The sequence below is a fragment of the Kitasatospora sp. NPDC048662 genome, from assembly GCF_055587065.1.
The window spans coordinates 408,551-424,517 of the sequence record NZ_JBVJHA010000006.1 but is presented as its reverse complement, the minus strand read 5'-3'; the positions used below and the strand labels follow the sequence as shown (position 1 = coordinate 424,517).

Here is a 15,967-nt window from a genome sequence, read left to right as displayed (position 1 = left end):
TGCCCGGCGCCGCGGTCGAAGGACCAGGGCGCCGGGCACCGGCATGTTCAGACGGCGGCCCGGGTGACCCGCCGGTAGGCCAGGAACACCAGGGCGGCCGAGACGGCCAGCAACAGGCCGCCCTCGACGAGCTGCATCGGGACGAAATGCGAGTTCGGGTGGTAAGTGACCCAGGAGAGAGAGGAGTTGTCACACGCGTCGCCGAGGCGGTAGCAGTCGGATTCGGAAGCCCGCGTCCCGTCGGCCAGCACCGGCCCGTGGTCCACCAGCCAGGAGTTGGGCGGCATCGAGTACGGGACGGCGTGGGAAGGGACGGCCCCGGGGATGTGGCCGGTCGCCTCGGCCAGCGGGACGAAGTACACCCGGAGCGAACGGACCAGCAGCTGGGCCCCCAGCACGAGGACGCCGGTCACCAGCACGGACACCAGGGTGCGGCGCAGCAGTTGACCGACCGCCACGCCAACCGCCAGCGCGAACAGCGACCAGGCGAGCGGCGCCAGGCCGATCGTCGCGTAGGTGAATCCCGGGAACAGGTTGTCCTGCCCCCAGCCGAGGCGGTGCATGTCGAGCCAGAGCCAGGTGTTCATCGCGGCGAACAGGCCGACCGCGACGGTCACCAGCGCCGCGGGCGCGGTCAGCCGGGCGGTCAGCCAGCGCACCGGCGACACCGACTGGGCGCGGATCATCCGCAGGGTGCCGCGCTCGTACTCCTGGGCCAGCAGCGGAGCACCCAGGAACATGCCGACCGCCACGGGCAGCAGGAAGAACGGCCGGTGCGTCAGGTTGGTGTACGCGTCCATCGCATTGCCGCGGTCGGCCACCAGGTGCCCGCAGATCGGCACGTTCCAACTGCTGGGCTCGGCGCAGGGGCCGTGGGTCAGGAAGATGACGTCCCGCAACTTCCAGTGCAGGACGAACAGCGCGACGCACACCAGCAGCATGGCGCCGCCGAAGGTCCAGACGGCGAGCCGGTTCTGCCGCCAGGCCAGCCAGACGAGGCCGCGCAGGCGCGAGCGGCGGGCCGGGTCCGGGCCGCCGGAGACGGTGTCGGGCGCGGCGGCCGGGGTCAGCTCTGCGGTGCTCATGCGGCGGCCTCGCTGGTGTTCGAAAGACGGTCCGTGGAAACGCTCTCCGGGTCCGGCGGCCCGGGCTCGGCGGGGTTGCGCAGGTGGGCGAGCAGGAGATCCTCCAGGCGTGGACGGGTCGCGTCCCAGGACTCGGACAGCGCTTCGGGCGGCGGGCCGGTCGGGTCGGTACGGATCAGCCCGGTGGCCTGGCGGCCGGTGACCCGCCACTCGACCACCGTCCCGGCCGGCCGCTCCGCATCGGCCAGGCCCGCCACCAGGCGGTGCCCGTCCAGGAGTTCGTCCAGGTCGCCGGCCAGCCGGATGCGGCCGGACTGCACCAGCAGGACGTGATCGACCACGTCCTCCAGCTCGGCCAGCAGATGCGAGGAGATCACCACCGTGGTGCCGTGCTCGGCGGCCTGGGCGAGCAACAGGCCGGTCAGGTCGTGCCGGGCCAGCGGGTCCAGATCGGCGAACGGCTCGTCCAGCAGCAGGAGTTGGGCCCGCTTGCCGAGCGCCAGGGCCAGCGCGACCCGGCTGCGCTGGCCGCCGGACAGCCGGCCGACCCGGGCATCCGGACGCAACTCGCCGAGCTCGACCACGCGTTGGGCGGTCGCCTCGTCCCAGGACGGGTTCAGCTCGCGGCCCATGCGCAGCGTGTCGGCGACCGTGAACGTCCGGTACAGCGGCTTCTCCTGCGTCACATGGGCGACCCCGGCGCGCAGTTCGGGCGTCGCGGGGGAGCTCACCGGCTCACCCAGCACCCGCAGTTCGCCCTCCGACGGGGTGAACAGCCGTGCCGCCAGGGCAAGGAGTGTGCTCTTGCCCGCTCCGTTCGGCCCGACCACTCCGCAGATCCGGCCGGTCGGCACCGTGAAGTCGCAGTGCCGGACCGCCCATTGGCCCCGCCGGTAGGACCGGCCCAGGTTCCTCGCCTCCAGTGCGAGCGGCTGCGCGCCCATAGCTGCGGTCATTCCTCCCCCTTGCCCAGTGTCGTCCGCTCCGCCGGGCCGGGCCCGGTCTCGAAGCGCTGATCCAGTACGGAGGCCACCAGCGCGCCGATGTCCTCCCGGTCGAGCCCGGCCTCCCGGGCCCCGTCCACCCACGCCGTCAACTGCGCCCGCAGCGGCCCGTCCTCGGCCGTCTCCGGCCGGGACAGCGACCGCAGCACGAACGTCCCCAGCCCCGGCCGCGGCGCCACCAGGCCCTCCCGTTCCAGCTCCCGGTACGCCTTCAGCACGGTGTTCGGATTCACGGCCGTCCGCTCCACCACCTCCCGCGCCGTCGGCAACCGGTCCCCGGGCTGCAGGGCGCCGAGCCGCAGCGCGTGCTTGGTCTGCTGGACGATCTGCTGATACGTCGGCACGCCGCCACGCCGATCGAGGCGGTACTCGATCACGGCACCACCACCCTTTCACTAACTGATCGTTTCAGAATGAGTCGAGCTGCACTCTTGCGCTCGACGATCTTGGTCGGCAGGGTATCCGGGGTGTGTGTTGATCTTGTCCCGGACGACCTGTGGGAGCGGGTGGCTCCACTGCTGCCGCCCGCTCCCGAACGACGCCACCGCCACCCCGGGCGACTACGAGTCCCGGACCGGGCGGCCCTGGCCGGCATCATCTACGTGCTGCGGACCGGTGTCGCGTGGCGCGATGTCCCCGCGCAGGCCGTGGGCTGCTCAGGGGTCACGGCCTGGCGCCGGCTGCGGGACTGGACCGAAGCCGGCGTGTGGCCCCGCCTGCACGCCGCACTGCTGACCGAACTGCGCCGCGCGGACCTACTGGACCTGGACGACTGCGCCGTGGACGGCTCGCACGTCCGGGCCCTCAAAGGGGGGATCATGTCGGCCCCTCGCCCGTCGACCGCGCCCGCCCCGGCTCCAAGCACCATGTGATCGTTGACCGTTGTGGCACCCCGCTCGCCGTGACGCTCACCGGAGGAAATCGCCACGACGTCACCCAACTGCTGCCCCTGCTGGACGCGATCCCGCCGATCCGAGGACTGCGAGGACGCCCGCGCCGCAGGCCCCGGCGGCTGTTCGCCGACCGGGGCTACGACTTCGACAAGTACCGCCGCCTGCTGTGGAAGCGCGGCATCAAGCCGATGATCGCCCGACGAGGCGTCGCCCATGGCTCCGGACTCGGCAAGGTCCGCTGGGTCGTAGAGCGCGCCTTCGCCTGGCTTCACCAGTTCAAGCGCCTCCGCACCCGCTACGAGCGACGCGCCGACCTCCACCAAGGACTACTCGACCTCGCCTGCAGCATCATCTGCCTCCGGCGCCTTCGAAAGTCATTCTGAAACGATCAGTAATTGATTAGTGGAATGGTGCCGGGTGGGCGTGATCGGGTCAAGTTGCCTGGTGGGAGCGCGGTTTGACGCACGCCGGAGCACCGCGCAGGGTCGGGCGGCCCGTCGGGCCTTGCGCCATCAGGCAACTGATGGATCGTCAATATCGTGTGCCAGTAAAGGACTTCGAGCACTCGGCCAACCCGTGGCGGCGACAACAGTCGTTCGCAGTCGGTACGGTGGCCTTGGCGGCGTCAGGCCAACCTGGGGCGTCGCCCGCCCCCATGCGCCCTCTTCCGCACTCCAGGACGGCCAGAACGTTGTCTCCCGCGAATCCGATCACCGTTCGCTCCACCCTCACCGCCTCCGACCCGGCCCAGGTCTTTCCCACGGTCCGTCGCCTCACCTCCGAGTGGCTGGGGAAGAAGTTCGCTACCGCACCGCTGGCGACGGGCAGTCACGTGCTCAAGTCCGGCTCGGTCCTGGTCAATCAGGTGATCTACGGCAGCGGCGGCACCGAGCGGGCCATCCGTCTGCAACTGCGCGAGGACCAGCGGGAGGCCACCTGGCGCACCACCATCACCGCCGTCACCCCGGACAGCGCGTCCGCCGTCGTCAACGTGACCCTGGAGGCGTTCCCGAACGTCGGTGCCACGGTGAATCCGATGCGGCCCGGCATCGTCCGCGACCTGGTGGTCGCCCTCCGCCCCCGCGACGGCCTGGCCCGGCTCACGCTCAACACCCAGGAAGTCGACACCAACGTGGGTCACCTCCTCGACGTCCTGTGCGATCCCGACCGGCAACTGCCCGTCATCGTCGCCGCGCGGCCCCGGCAACCGAACAGCACCTGGTCGCAGCGCATGGAACGGGCCATGCCGCACTGCGCCGGAGCCGCCTCCCTCTACCTGCTGAGCGACGACGACGCGGTCCGCGCCTTCCAGAAAGCCGTCGGCGACTACCACCGGGTGGCCCCCGGCGCGGTGCGCACCTTCCTGACCGAGGTCGACCCCGCGTGGCCGGCGGACGGCGCCCGCCACCGCTTCATCCCCTACTCCCGGATGACCGCCCCCAACGACGGCGCCTTCCGCAGCATCGGCTTCAGCGCCCAGCGGCTCGCCTCCGCCGTACCCCTGCCCCCCGCCCTGCGCGGCCTGGCCTTCCCGGACGCCGCCCGCGCCCACCAGGCCGAGCGCCGGGCGGCCCTGGCTGCGGACCGCAAGACCGCCGAACTCGCCACCCTCCGGCAGGACTTGGAGCTGCTGACCGGCCTTCTCGCGCAGGCCGACCACGACCTCAAGGAAGCCACCCGCAACGCTCAACTCGACGCCCGGACCATCGGCTCGCTGGAAGCCCAGGCGGAAGAGGCCGAAGCCGCCTCGCTGCGCGACATCGAGGAGACGATCGCCGCCTGGGAGGAGGTCGAGCGGCTGCGCACCGAAGGCGATGTCCTGCGGGCGCGCCTGTGCGCGATCGGGCGGTCCACCGAGACGGTGGTGACCGAGCAGGGACCGAGCATGCCCCAGTCCCTGGAGGAACTGTGGGCGCGGCTGGGCGAGTTCACCGGCCTGGAGGTCACCGCCGACCCGACCGAGGCCTTCGCGCTGGACGAGTACCCGCGCAACCGGATGTGGGCGGCCAGGATCTGGAACGGCCTGCGGTTCCTCGAGTCGTACACCGCCCGGCCCGACTTCAACGGCCACGTCCGGCAGTTCTGCGAGGCGAATGCCAGCCCGGTGGCCTGGTCCCCGAAGCACATCACCATCAACGAGACCCGGACGACCATGGAGCGGTGGGGGGACGAGCGGATATTCGCCGTCCCCGCCTGGGTGCACCCGAGCGGAAAAGTGACGATGAAGCCCCACTTGAAGATCGACAACTGGAAGATGATCGCCCCCCGCGTCCACTTCTACGACGCCACCCAGATCCCCGGCCATCCGCCGAAGATCATCGTCGGCTACATCGGCGCGCACCTGACGAACACCAAGACCTGATCGAGGTGCCGACGGGGCCCACCCGCGCCGACGCCATCGGGCTGCCGCGAGGGGCTGCCGCGAAGGGCTGCTGCGAGGGGCTGCTGCGAGGGGCTGCTGCGAGGGGCTGCTGCGAGGGGCTGCTGCGAACGGCGGGAAAACGGGCGGATCCGGCTGTGAGACCCGCGTGAGCCGGGCACACGCGCACCATGGTGCGAATTGGATACACGATGATGACGGAGCAGCGCGGCCCGGCCGACCTGGTCGCGGACGTGGTGCGCGCGGAGCGGGCCGGGTTCGACTTCTCGGTGACCTCCGACCACTTCTTCCCGTGGCTGGACGAACAGGGCCACGCCCCGAACGCCTGGGTGCTGCTCGGCGCGGCCGCCCGGGCCACCGACGCGCTGCCGCTGATGACGTACGTCACCTGCCCGACCTTCCGCTACCACCCGGTGGTGGTGGCGCAGCAGGCCGCGACCGTCCAGTTGCTCTCCGGCGGGCGGTTCCGGCTCGGGCTGGGAAGTGGCGAGAACCTCAACGAGCATGTGGTGGGCCGGGGTTGGCCGGCCGCCGCAGTGCGGCAGGAGATGCTGGCAGAGGCCATGGAGATCATCCGGGCGCTGTTCGCCGGCGGGTACGTCACCCACCACGGGCAGCACTTCCAGGTGGACCGCGCGAAACTCTGGGACCTGCCCGAGCCGCCCCCGCCGATCGGCCTCGCCGTCTCCGGCCCGGCCTCCTGCGCGCTCGCCGGACGCCTCGCCGACCTGGTGATCGCCGTCCAGCCGGAGCGCTCCCTGCTGACCGCGTTCGCCGAGCACGGTGGCGCGGGAAAGCCCGCCGTCGGGCAGGTCCCGATCTGCTTCGACCGCGACCGCGACACCGCCGTCACCCGCGCCCACCGGCAGTTCCGCTGGCTCGGCGGCGGCTGGAAGGTCAACGCCGAACTCCCCGGCCCCGCCGCCTTCGCCGCCGCCAGCCGCCACGTGCGCCCCGAGGACGTCGCCAGGATCATCCCCTGCGGCGACCGGACGGAGGACTTCCTCGACGCCATCCGCCCGTTCGTGCGGGCCGGGTTCGACGAGGTCGCGCTGATCCAGATCGGCGGCGAGAGCCAGCCCGCCTACCTGGACTGGGCGGAGCGTGAACTGCTGCCCGCACTCCGTGAGCTGTGACGGAACATCGGCGCAAGACCGCGTGGGCGTCGCGACCCCCGTACGCGACGCCCGCGTGGGCGGCCCGGCTGCCGGGTGGGTCAGCCGCCGATCGGCAGCCACTTCCAGATCGGGGAGACCCGCCACTTCCCGGTGTCGCCGTCGCAGAGGGCGGGCTGGATCCGGATGTTGCCCGTTTCGCGCATGTCGTAGTTGCACTCGACCCAGGTGCCGGCGCCACCGGAGTTGCGGCAGAAGCCCGTGCGGTCGTAGTCGGTGGCCCACAGGCCGACCGCGGACCAGCCGTCGGCGGCGGAGTCGTACACCCGCACCTTGTCGCCGTAGGCGTCGAAGCAGACCTTGACCCCGGTGTCGCTGACGCAGTTCGGGGTGTCGGCCATGATCTCGGACTGCGACAGGCTGATCGGCGTGCCGATGGTGACCTTCGAGTCGGTGGCGGCGGAGGCCTGGCCGGTCAGGGCGGTGGCCGAGACGGTCAGGGTGGCGAGGGCGATCCCGGCGGTGGCCAGGGACTTCTTCCAGAGCGTGTTGGGCATGTCCGGATCCCTTCAAGGGTGTGCCGATGGGCACGTCCGACGGAGGCCCTGTGATGGCCCCGTCCGACGTTGTACGATTGCGTACAACAGGAGGCTAGACCCGTTGTACGGATCCGCACAACGGACGGGATTGTGAGGTGGCACACACATGGGCGCACTGCGCACACCGCGCGAGAAGTGGGTCGAGGCGGGCCTGTCGGCACTGGCCTCGGGCGGCGTGGACGCCGTACGCGTCGAAGCTCTGGCCAAATCCCTCGGCGTCACCAAGGGCGGGTTCTACGGCTACTTCGCCGACCGCGACGCCCTGTTGGGAGAGATGCTCGACACCTGGGAGCGGGAGGCCACCGACGACGTCCTCACTCAACTCGACGACCGGGGCGGCGACCTCAGAGACCGGGCGCGCCTGGCCGGAAAACTCACCTTCTCCGAGCGGCTGCGCCCCATCGACCTGGCCGTCCGCGACTGGGCCCGCCGCGACCAGGCCGTCGCCGAGCGGCTGCGCCACGTGGACAACACGCGCATGGGCCTGCTGCGCGAGGTGATCGGCACCTTCTGCACCGACCCCGACGAGATCGAGGCCCGCAGCCTGCTGGCCTTCTGCACGGCCATCGGCAGCCACTTCCTCGCCGCCGACCACCCCGGCCGCACCCGCGCCGAGGTGATCGACCGCGCCGGCGCGCTCATTCTCGACCGCCCGCCCCACCACCTCGGGGGCTGACCGCCGAAGCGGGGCGGCGGCTGACGGCTGACGGTTGACGGCGCAGCGTGCCGCGTGGGCGCGCAGCTCCTCCGCGTACGGTGCCCGGCCGGCCTTGCCGCACTGTTCGCCGAGGGGTCGGTTCCTCGGGGCGTGGGCGTGGGCGCGGCGCTGGGCGATCCGTGCGGGACGTGCTGGTGCGGGCGCCGGCGGGGCGGTCCTCGGCCGACCGTCCGGAGCGCGCAGGGCCCGGGGCTCCGGCGCGTGCGGGGTGGGGTCCTGCGCGTCGGGCTCCGGGCGGGGTTCGGCCGGGCTGCCGCCCCGGGTCGCTCAGACCTCGGCCCGGTGGCCGGCGAAGGCGTCCACGAGTGCGCGCTCGAAGGCGGGCAGGTCCGCCGGCTTGCGGCTGGACACCAGCGTGTTGGGGCCGTCCACGCAGATCACCACCTCCTGGTCCACCCAGTTCGCGCCGGCGTTCAGCAGGTCGGTGCGCAGGCTCGGCCAGGACGTCAGGGTGCGGCCGAGCACCGCGCCGGCCTCGATCAGCGTCCACGGGCCGTGGCAGATCACCGCGACGGGCTTGCCGCGCGCGAAGAAGCCGCCGACGAAGTCCACGGCGTGCCGGTCGGTGCGCAGGAAGTCCGGATTCGCCACGCCCCCCGGCAACACCAGTGCGTCGAAGTCGGCGGCCGAGGTGTCCGCGGCCACCGCGTCCACCGTGAACGCGTCCGCCCGGTCCAGGTGGTGGAACGCCCGGATCCGCCCCGCCTTCGTCGACACCAGCCGGGGCGTGCCGCCGTGGTCCGCGACCGTCTGCCACGGCGATGTCAGCTCGACCTGCTCCGTCCCCTGGGGCGCTGCCAGGAATGCGACGGTGACGCCGTCCAGCTCCTTCATCTCGACTCCTCCGCTCCGTGATCCGTCCGGCCCCCTCGCGCCGCGTCTCACCGCGATCGCCACCCGCCAAACCGGCCTCGGCGGGCGTATCGGGCTCCCGCGAAAATAGGATGAAATGCCACAAAAGGGACAGCGCAGGTTGGGGCCCGAGGACAGCGGAGGCGAGGAGACCGTGGCGGTCGGTGAAGAGCGGTCGGAGGCCGACGGGCGGCCGGCCGGCGGCAAGTCGCCCGCAGGCGAGGAATCGCCCGCGATGGAGGCCACCGTCGACCGGCTGCGGACCGAACTGGAAGGCCTGCGGTCCGCGATGCGCACCCGGGCCGTGATCGAACAGGCCAAGGGACTGCTGGTCGGACGGGTCGGCTGCACGCCCGAGGAGGCGTTCGGGGAACTGGTGCGCCGCTCCCAGCAGCAGAACCGCAAACTCGCGCAGATCGCCGCCGACCTGGTCGCCGCTGCCGCGCCCCGCCCCGCCGCCCGCACCCCGGAGAACACCGAGACGGACGTCCCGAGCGCGGCCCGACCGGGCGCTGACGCCCTGAACGCCGCCGCCCCGGACCTTGCCGCCGCCGACGAGGCACCGGTGCGACCGTCCGACCGGGCCGACCGGGAGGCCGAACTCGCCACCCGCTACCACCTCGCCGCCGCCGCCGCTGCCACCGCCGGAAACGCCGACGAACTCGCCGAACGTCTGCACCGGGCCGTGCTCGCCCCGCTCGGCGCCCAGGCCGTCGTGCTCGCCGCCCGCGAACCGGACGGCGCACTGCGACTGGTCGGCTCACACGGGGTGACGGCGGGCCAACTCAGCCAGTGGCAACGGATTCCGCTGCGCACCAAAGTGCCGCTGACCGAGGCGCTGCGCACCGGACGCGTCGTCTGGGTCGCCGACCGCCGCCAGTTCGCCGCCCGCTACCCCGACCTCGCGGGCGAGGACCTGGTCCCCGGCGTCACCGTCTGCGCACTGCCGCTGCGGGCACACGGCGAGGACGGCGACCGGCTGATCGGGGCCATGAAGATCGGCTGGGCCGAACGCTACCGCCCCAGCCGCGCCGCCGAAGCGCACCTCGCCGCGCTCGCCGACCTCACCGCCGACACGCTGGCGCGGCTGCCCGGACCGTCCCCGGCCGTCCCCGATCCGGCCGACCCTTTCCCGGCCGGCGCCCCCGCCCCGAAGGCGCCCGACCTGAAGGTCTTCGAGCCCGCCGGTGCGCCGTGGTTCCGGGCCGTGCTGGACGGGCTGCTCGACCCCGTCCTGGTGCTGCGCGCCGTCCGCGAACCCGGCGGGCCGGTCACCGACCTGGTGGTGGAACACGCCAACGCCGCCACCGTCGACCTGGCCGGCCGGACCGCTGCCGAACTGCGCGGACGCCGACTGTCCGAGCTGTACCCCGGCATGGTCGGGTCCGGCGCGTTCGAGCGGCTGCGGGCCGCCGCCGAGGACGGCGTCCCCTACCTGGGCGAGGCGGAACGTTACGTCGAAACGGTGGCCGGCAGCGCCCGCGCCACCGCGATGACCCTGCACGCCATCCCGTTCCAGGACGGCCTGCTGGTCACCTGGCGCTCCCACGACGAAGCCGAACGACACCTCGTCCAGGCTGCTCAGGCCGCCCGACTCGCCCGGCTCGGCACCTGGGAGTGGCGACCCGGCGAGCGCGGACTCAGCTGCTCCGACGGCGTGCCCGCGCTGTTCGGCGCTCCCGTCGGCACCACCCGGCTCGACCCGCGCACGGCGCTCGCCGCCGTCGTCCCCGCCGACCGGGACGCCGTCCGCGCCGCCGCCGCCGACCTGCTGGCCGGGCGGACCGCCGAACCCGTCGACTTCGCCGTCCGCGCCCCCGACGGTGAGCGCTGCCTGCGTGCCCTGGGCGAGCCCACTGTCACCCCCGACGGTCGCCTGCTCGCGCTGGCCGGCGTGGTCCAGGACGTCACCCCGTGGCGGCGCGCCGAACAGGCCCTGAGCGACACTCGCGACCGCCTCGCCGACCAGCGCCGCCGCACCGGCGGCGAACAGCGCGCCGTCCGGGCCCTGCAACAGGCTTTGATGGGCGCCCCCGCCGGGCGGCCGGTGACCGGCCTGGAAAGCGCTTACCGATACCTGCCCGCCGAACGCGAGGCCAAGGTCGGCGGCGACTGGTACGACCTGCTCGACCTGCCCGACGGCACCGTCCTGCTCGTCGTCGGCGACGTCTCCGGACACGGCCTGCCCGCCGCCGCCGCGATGTCCCAACTCCGCCACGCGCTGCGCGGCATCGCCTACGACGCACCCGAACCGGCCCGCATCCTCGACCGCCTCAACCGGATCCTCTGCCACCAGCGCGCCGACCACATCGCCGGCGCCGCCGTCGCCCGCCTCGACCCCCGCACCGGCCGGCTGACCTGGGCCCGCGCCGGCCACCTGCCGCCCGTCCTGCTGCACCGCGACAGCGCCCGCCCGCTCGACCCGCCCGCCGGCATGATCCTCGGCGTCGCCCCCCGGGCCCGCTACGGCACCGCCGAACTCCGGCTCACCCCCGGCGACCGGCTCCTCCTGTACACCGACGGCCTGATCGCCCGCCGCAACACCGACCTCGCCACCGCCCTCGACCGGCTCCTCCACGCCTGCAACGAATATCGCCCGCCGGATCTCGAAGGCCTCCTCGACCACCTCCTGCGCCGCCTCGGCGCCCCGAACCCCGTCGATGACACCTGCGTTCTCGCGATCCGCTTCACGGGCGCGGGGACGAGCGCGTGACGCGAGGGCCTCGGGGGAGGGCGAGTCGCGCGGCGCGGGGTGGCCGCAGGGGCGCCGCAGGGGGCGCGGGGTGTCGGTGCGGGTGCGGGTGCGGGTGCGGGTGTGAGGTGCGGTCGGGGTGGTGGGGGCGGGGCTTGGGTCAGTTCTCGCGGGTGTCGCCGAAGCGGAACAGGCGGTGCATGCGTTCGTGCCAGGTCAGTTCGGGGGCGACCAGGTCGTCCGGAGGCAGGGTGTCACGCGGTCCGGCCGGTCGGGGATGGGGCGAGGTGGTCCGCTCGGTCTCCCGGGCCTGTTCGCCCAGCGCCTGCAGACGGGGCGGGGCGGCGTGCGTGCGGACGGTCGGGAACAACTGGGCCTCCTCCAGTCCGAAGTGCCCCGTCGCCTGCTCGATCAGCCGGGCGAGCAGGCGGTCGAACTCGGCCGAGCCGGGCGCCGTCGCCTGCAACTCACGCACCAGCCCGTACAGCGCCGCATGCGTCTGCAACCCGTGCGCCACCGCGTCGTCGTGCGGCGGCCGTCCGTCGCGCGCGATCGGGTACAGATACTCGTCCTCCGCCGCCAGATGCCGCACCAGCGTGTCGGCGGTGAGGAACGCCAGCCGGTCCCGCTGCGGATCGCCCAACGGCAGACCCGCCAGCTCACTGAAGCGCACCCGCAGCACCTCGTGATCGGTGGTCAGCTGCTCCAACAGGTCCAGTTCCCGCTCGACCGTCATCGTCACGCACCTCTTCGTCCGCGGTACCCGCCCCTCCTCACTGCGCCTGCCCGAGTTCGCGCACGCGAAACCGCGCTGTGCCGCCGACCTGCGGAAAGCGGTTTCCGGTTGCCGCGGCGCCGACCCGCCGGCCCGGTTCGGCAAGCGCTTTCCAAGCTGTCGCCGTACTGAGCGAGGCCGAGCGTGGTAAGCGCTTTCCGTTTGCTTCGCGACTCCGGGAGCGGTCGTTCGTGTCGCGGGCGGGCATCCGTTGTCATCCGTTGTCCGGGTGCCCCGCCGTCAGGCCTCCGGCCGGGGCTGACCTCGCAGGGTGGCTGGTGTCGGCCCGACTGAAGACCGTCACGGCTGGGGGTGGTCCGGGTGGTCCGGTGGCGGGAGTTTCAGGTCGTCGATGCTGCGGTGGTGGCGGGGGCGGGCCCGGTCCGAGTCAGGTTCGGGCTCGGGGCCGGGCTCGGTTTCCGGGCGGTCCTCGGGGAGTTGATCGATCGACGGGTCGCGCAGGCCCTGTTTGCGGGCCCGGTCGGCGGGTGAGGGAGCGGGGGTCGCGGGGTCGGCCATGGGGGGTGGGATCCAAACCGGAAGTGAGCGGTCGGCGACTGTCCCGGCCCGTGCGGTCGGGGCTGCTCGGGACTCCTCGCCGGGCTCCGCCAGGAGGCGGGCCGACCAGCGTCTACACCGGAGGCGCGGATGCCAAACCCCGACGGATGGTGCGGTGCGTCGGACGGATTGGCGCCGATCCCGGCGGGTAGGCGCGGCAGCGGCCGAGGACAGATCGAGAACGATGGGAAGGGGCGTACCGTCATGGCCACCGAACACCGCACGTCGTCGCCGCAGCATCCGGACCCCGACCTGCCGGAACGTCAGGAACAGCATCTCAGCGAGAAGGACGGCGCGCCGACCGTCGCGCCGACCCCGACCGAGGTGAAGCACGGGCAGGGCGCGGCAGCGGAGCCCAAGGCCGAGACCGGCAACCCGGCCGATCCCGAGCCGCCCGACGCCGACGTCCGAGCGCCGTGACAGGTCGGTGTGCACGGCGAGGAGAGTCGGCCCGACCGCCCCGTCGCCGCCGCTCACCCTAGGAACCAGGCGGCCGAGTGCCGGGGCGCGGAGGTACGGGGGTGTACGGGAGGCGGCGAGGGGCCGGTGGCTGCGGTATGCGCTGGTGCCCGCCGGCGCGGACTGGGCGTCGCCGTGTTGGCGGTGGCCGAGGATCGAACGGGTGGCGGGGGCGCGGGGGTTGGAGTTCCACACAGCGCTGATAGCGGGCGCCGGGTCGCCGCCGTGCTGCTGGGCAGGCCGATCGGGCGGTGCGGGCGGTGCTGACCGGCGGCAGGGTCGCCGTCGAGGGCCGTCCCGCTTGTGCAAGGCCGATCCGCGCTGTCTGGCGATGCTGAACGCGGGTGGGACGGGCCGGTGGCTGCGGTATGTGCTGCCGCCTCGTTGGCGCGGGCCGGGTGTCGCTGTGTTGGTGGCGGCCGACGATCGAGCGGGCTGCGAGGGTGCGGGGGTTGGCGGCGGCCAAGGCTTGAAGGGCTTTGGGGGCGCGGGGGTTGGCGGCTTGCATGGCGTTGATGGCCGGGGCAGGGCCGCCGTCGAGAGCCGTCCTATTGTGCGAGGCCGGTCCGGCGCGGCCTTGGCGCTGTCGCCTCGTTGGCGCGGGCCGGGTGTCGCTGTGTTGGTGGCGGCCGACGATCGAGCGGGCTGCGGGGGTGCGGGGGTTGGCGGCGGCCAAGGCTTGAGCGGGCTGCGGGGGCGCGGGGGTTGGCGGCTTGCATGGCGTTGATGGCCGGGGCAGGGCCGCCGTCGAGGGCCGTCCCGCTTGTGCTAGGTCGGTCCGGCGATGCTGAACGCGGGTGGGACGGGCCGGTGGCTGCGGTATGCGCTGGTGCCCGCCGGCGCGGGCCGGGTGTTGCTGTATTGGCGGCAGCCGAGGATTGAACGGATGGCGGGGCACGTTGATGGCCGGGCCGGGCCGTCGTCGAGGCCGTGCTGCTGGGCGGTGCGGGCGGTGCTGACCGGCGGCAGGGCCGTTGGCGAGGGCCGTCCTCCTGTGCGAGGCCGATCCGCGCTGTCTGGCGGTGCTGAACGCGGGTGGGGCGGGCTGCTGCCACCCCGCTGGCGCGGGCCGGGCGTCGCTGGGTTGGTGGCGGCCGAGGATCGAACGGATGGCGGGGCACGTTGAGGACCGGGCCGGGCCGTCGTCGAGGCTGTGCTGCTGGGCGAGGTCGATCGGGCGGTGCGCGGGCGATGCTGACCGTCGGTGGGGGCGCCGTTGAGGGCCGTCCTGCTTGTGCGAGGTCGGTCCGGCGCTGCCTGGCGGTGCTGATCGCGGGTGCGGGGACGCACGGGGCCGCCGGGCTCCGGGAATTGTGCACCGTAGGCCGGTCGGCGGGCGCGGTGGCGGAGCGGCGCGTGCACAGCTTCGTGAAGTCGCTGCCGTTCATCGCGCTGTCCGTTCTCGTAGGTCTGCACCCCGACCGCAGGTGCGGGCGTTGAGCCGGGGCGCGGCGTGTCGCGGCGCCGCCTGCCGGGCGTCGGCCTGGGCTCCGCCTCCGCCGCCACCACCTGCCGGGTGTGGGCAGCGGGCGGAGGTGGTTCCGCTCCGGGGGGCCGGGTAGCCGCTCGGACAGCAATCAGCTGACCTCTGGAGGAACCATGCTGTCAGGACGGACCCCCTCGACCCCGGCAGTCGGCCGACCCGGGACCCGCGTGACGCACCGGCCAGGCCGTCGGACGGCGCTCGCCCCGGGCGGGCAGTTCCGCTGTCCGCCGCAGCGGTGTCGCCGCACCCGCGTCCGATGCGTGCGCGGCAACGGTGCCCTTCGGGGGAGGGCGGCGGCATGACGGAGTACGGCTACTTCCTGTCGTGCGAGGAGTACGCGCCTGCCGAACTGCTCGACCAGGCACGGCGGGCCGAGCAGGCCGGGTTCACCCGGCTGGCGATCTCCGACCACTTCCATCCGTGGACGGACGCCCAGGGCAACAGCCCGTTCGTCTGGTCGATGATCGGAGCGATCTCGCAGGTCTCCGCGCTGCCTGTGACCACGCTGGTGACCTGTCCGACGGTCCGCCTGCACCCGGTGGTGACAGCGCAGGCCGCGGCCACCTCCAGGGTGCTGACCGGCGGCCGGTTCCGGCTCGGGCTCGGCACCGGCGAAGCGCTGAACGAGCATGTGGTGGGCGGCCGTTGGCCGTCGTTCGCGGAGCGGGCGGAGATGCTCGCGGAGGCGGTGCGGGTGATCCGCGCACTGTTCGCCGGGGGCACTGTCAACCATCGCGGCCGGTACTACACCGTCGACAATGCCCGGCTGTACACCGCCCCCGACGGCGAACTCCCGCTGTACGTATCAGCGTTTGGACCGCGCGCAGCAAAGCTCGCGGCCGACCTCGGCGACGGGCTGGTCACCACCGTGCCCGAGGCCGAACTGCTACGCGCCTACCGGGAGTCCGGCGGCACCGGCCCGACCCTGGCCGGGACGAAAGCCTGTTGGGCCCCGGACGAACAGCGTGCCGTCGCCACCCGCCACCGGCTGTGGGCCAGCGAGTACCTGCCCGGCGAACTCAACCAACTCCTGCCGACACCACACCACTTCGAGCAGGCGATCGAACTGGTTCCGGAGTCCGCGGCCGCCGAGTCGGGCGGCAACGGCCCCGACCCGCAGGCACACCTGGCGCTGCTGCGCCCGTACCTGCAGGCCGGGTTCGACGAGGTGTACGTGGGCCAGATCGGCGGCCACGTCGAGGAGTTCTTCGATTGCTACCGGCAGCGCGTGCTACCGGAGTTGACGAGCTGACGGATCGCGACGGGTGCGGCGGCCGGGTCCGGTGCGATGCGGAACCCGGCCGCCGGTCGCTCCGGTCGTGGCGCGTTGGTCGGTCGGCGCGTCGCCTCG

14 protein-coding genes are annotated in these 15,967 nt (G+C 73.2%); 7 read left to right on the top strand and 7 right to left on the bottom strand.

The window, feature by feature from the left end:
• Positions 1–47: 47 nt before the first annotated feature.
• From ACZ6R9_RS20165 to ACZ6R9_RS20155, 3 genes are read right to left on the bottom strand one after another with little or no spacing between them, the layout of a single operon-like run.
• Positions 48–1,085 (bottom strand): hypothetical protein, encoded by a 1,038-nt coding sequence (locus ACZ6R9_RS20165; RefSeq protein ID WP_465539336.1) that lies wholly within the window; start codon positions 1,083–1,085, stop codon positions 48–50.
• A complete protein-coding gene (locus ACZ6R9_RS20160) occupies positions 1,082–2,041 on the bottom strand; it encodes an ABC transporter ATP-binding protein (protein ID WP_465539334.1) in 960 nt (319 codons plus the stop codon). The genes ACZ6R9_RS20165 and ACZ6R9_RS20160 overlap by 4 nt, the downstream gene beginning before the upstream one ends.
• Entirely contained in the window at positions 2,038–2,466 is a 429-nt protein-coding gene (locus tag ACZ6R9_RS20155) for a GntR family transcriptional regulator (RefSeq protein ID WP_380482726.1), read from the bottom strand. The genes ACZ6R9_RS20160 and ACZ6R9_RS20155 overlap by 4 nt, the downstream gene beginning before the upstream one ends.
• A gap of 90 nt (positions 2,467–2,556) precedes the next feature.
• Between ACZ6R9_RS20155 and ACZ6R9_RS20150 the strand changes: the two genes are divergently transcribed.
• The 3 genes from ACZ6R9_RS20150 to ACZ6R9_RS20140 all read left to right on the top strand — a co-directional run bounded on the left by ACZ6R9_RS20150 (position 2,557) and on the right by ACZ6R9_RS20140 (position 6,498).
• A protein-coding gene (locus ACZ6R9_RS20150) for an IS5 family transposase (RefSeq protein WP_465539332.1) occupies positions 2,557–3,365 on the top strand; the annotation gives its coding sequence in 2 pieces (ribosomal slippage) (positions 2,557–2,896 and positions 2,896–3,365; 810 coding nt in all).
• A gap of 308 nt (positions 3,366–3,673) precedes the next feature.
• Positions 3,674–5,344: a hypothetical protein gene (locus ACZ6R9_RS20145; protein ID WP_465539330.1), complete on the top strand. Its 1,671-nt coding sequence runs from the start codon at positions 3,674–3,676 to the stop codon at positions 5,342–5,344.
• 188 nt (positions 5,345–5,532) lie between these two features.
• Positions 5,533–6,498 carry a TIGR03557 family F420-dependent LLM class oxidoreductase gene (locus ACZ6R9_RS20140; RefSeq protein ID WP_465539328.1) on the top strand — a complete coding sequence of 322 codons (966 nt, stop codon included), beginning with the start codon at positions 5,533–5,535 and terminating at the stop codon, positions 6,496–6,498.
• Between the two features lie 80 nt (positions 6,499–6,578).
• Here the strand turns inward: ACZ6R9_RS20140 and ACZ6R9_RS20135 are convergent, their stop codons facing one another.
• Positions 6,579–7,034, bottom strand: a complete 456-nt coding sequence (locus ACZ6R9_RS20135; RefSeq protein ID WP_380482720.1) for a hypothetical protein — start codon at positions 7,032–7,034, stop codon at positions 6,579–6,581.
• Positions 7,035–7,182: 148 nt separating this feature from the next.
• On the opposite strand from ACZ6R9_RS20135, the gene ACZ6R9_RS20130 reads away from it, so the two are divergent.
• Complete coding sequence (locus tag ACZ6R9_RS20130) at positions 7,183–7,752, top strand: TetR/AcrR family transcriptional regulator (protein ID WP_380482718.1); 570 nt, start codon at positions 7,183–7,185, stop codon at positions 7,750–7,752.
• 309 nt (positions 7,753–8,061) lie between these two features.
• On the opposite strand, the gene ACZ6R9_RS20125 is transcribed toward ACZ6R9_RS20130, so the two are convergent.
• A complete protein-coding gene (locus tag ACZ6R9_RS20125) occupies positions 8,062–8,628 on the bottom strand; it encodes a type 1 glutamine amidotransferase domain-containing protein (RefSeq protein WP_380482717.1) in 567 nt (188 codons plus the stop codon).
• A 115-nt stretch (positions 8,629–8,743) separates the two neighbouring features.
• Here ACZ6R9_RS20125 and ACZ6R9_RS20120 point away from each other — a divergent pair, with 115 nt between their 5' ends.
• Positions 8,744–11,359, top strand: a complete 2,616-nt coding sequence (locus ACZ6R9_RS20120; RefSeq protein ID WP_465539325.1) for a SpoIIE family protein phosphatase — start codon at positions 8,744–8,746, stop codon at positions 11,357–11,359.
• Positions 11,360–11,498: 139 nt separating this feature from the next.
• On the opposite strand, the gene ACZ6R9_RS20115 is transcribed toward ACZ6R9_RS20120, so the two are convergent.
• On the bottom strand, positions 11,499–12,074 hold the full coding sequence (locus ACZ6R9_RS20115; protein WP_380482713.1) for a hemerythrin domain-containing protein: 576 nt from the start codon (positions 12,072–12,074) through the stop codon (positions 11,499–11,501).
• 339 nt (positions 12,075–12,413) lie between these two features.
• Entirely contained in the window at positions 12,414–12,632 is a 219-nt protein-coding gene (locus ACZ6R9_RS20110) for a hypothetical protein (RefSeq protein WP_465539322.1), read from the bottom strand.
• 243 nt (positions 12,633–12,875) lie between these two features.
• On the opposite strand from ACZ6R9_RS20110, the gene ACZ6R9_RS20105 reads away from it, so the two are divergent.
• Positions 12,876–13,091, top strand: a complete 216-nt coding sequence (locus ACZ6R9_RS20105; RefSeq protein ID WP_380482709.1) for a hypothetical protein — start codon at positions 12,876–12,878, stop codon at positions 13,089–13,091.
• A gap of 1,823 nt (positions 13,092–14,914) precedes the next feature.
• Entirely contained in the window at positions 14,915–15,868 is a 954-nt protein-coding gene (locus tag ACZ6R9_RS20100; RefSeq protein ID WP_465539320.1) for a TIGR03557 family F420-dependent LLM class oxidoreductase, read from the top strand.
• Positions 15,869–15,967 lie beyond the last annotated feature (99 nt).

Bases quoted from the DNA above. Each gene is read 5' to 3' on its own strand.
- ACZ6R9_RS20135 (WP_380482720.1), bottom strand. From the start codon at position 7,034: ATGCCCAACACGCTCTGGAAGAAGTCCCTGGCCACCGCCGGGATCGCC.
- ACZ6R9_RS20100 (WP_465539320.1), top strand. From the start codon at position 14,915: ATGACGGAGTACGGCTACTTCCTGTCGTGCGAGGAGTACGCGCCTGCC.
- ACZ6R9_RS20140 (WP_465539328.1), top strand. From the start codon at position 5,533: ATGGTGCGAATTGGATACACGATGATGACGGAGCAGCGCGGCCCGGCC.
- ACZ6R9_RS20130 (WP_380482718.1), top strand. From the start codon at position 7,183: ATGGGCGCACTGCGCACACCGCGCGAGAAGTGGGTCGAGGCGGGCCTG.
- ACZ6R9_RS20110 (WP_465539322.1), bottom strand. From the start codon at position 12,632: ATGGCCGACCCCGCGACCCCCGCTCCCTCACCCGCCGACCGGGCCCGC.
- ACZ6R9_RS20115 (WP_380482713.1), bottom strand. From the start codon at position 12,074: ATGACGGTCGAGCGGGAACTGGACCTGTTGGAGCAGCTGACCACCGAT.
- ACZ6R9_RS20125 (WP_380482717.1), bottom strand. From the start codon at position 8,628: ATGAAGGAGCTGGACGGCGTCACCGTCGCATTCCTGGCAGCGCCCCAG.
- ACZ6R9_RS20105 (WP_380482709.1), top strand. From the start codon at position 12,876: ATGGCCACCGAACACCGCACGTCGTCGCCGCAGCATCCGGACCCCGAC.
- ACZ6R9_RS20160 (WP_465539334.1), bottom strand. From the start codon at position 2,041: ATGACCGCAGCTATGGGCGCGCAGCCGCTCGCACTGGAGGCGAGGAAC.
- ACZ6R9_RS20120 (WP_465539325.1), top strand. From the start codon at position 8,744: ATGCCACAAAAGGGACAGCGCAGGTTGGGGCCCGAGGACAGCGGAGGC.
- ACZ6R9_RS20165 (WP_465539336.1), bottom strand. From the start codon at position 1,085: ATGAGCACCGCAGAGCTGACCCCGGCCGCCGCGCCCGACACCGTCTCC.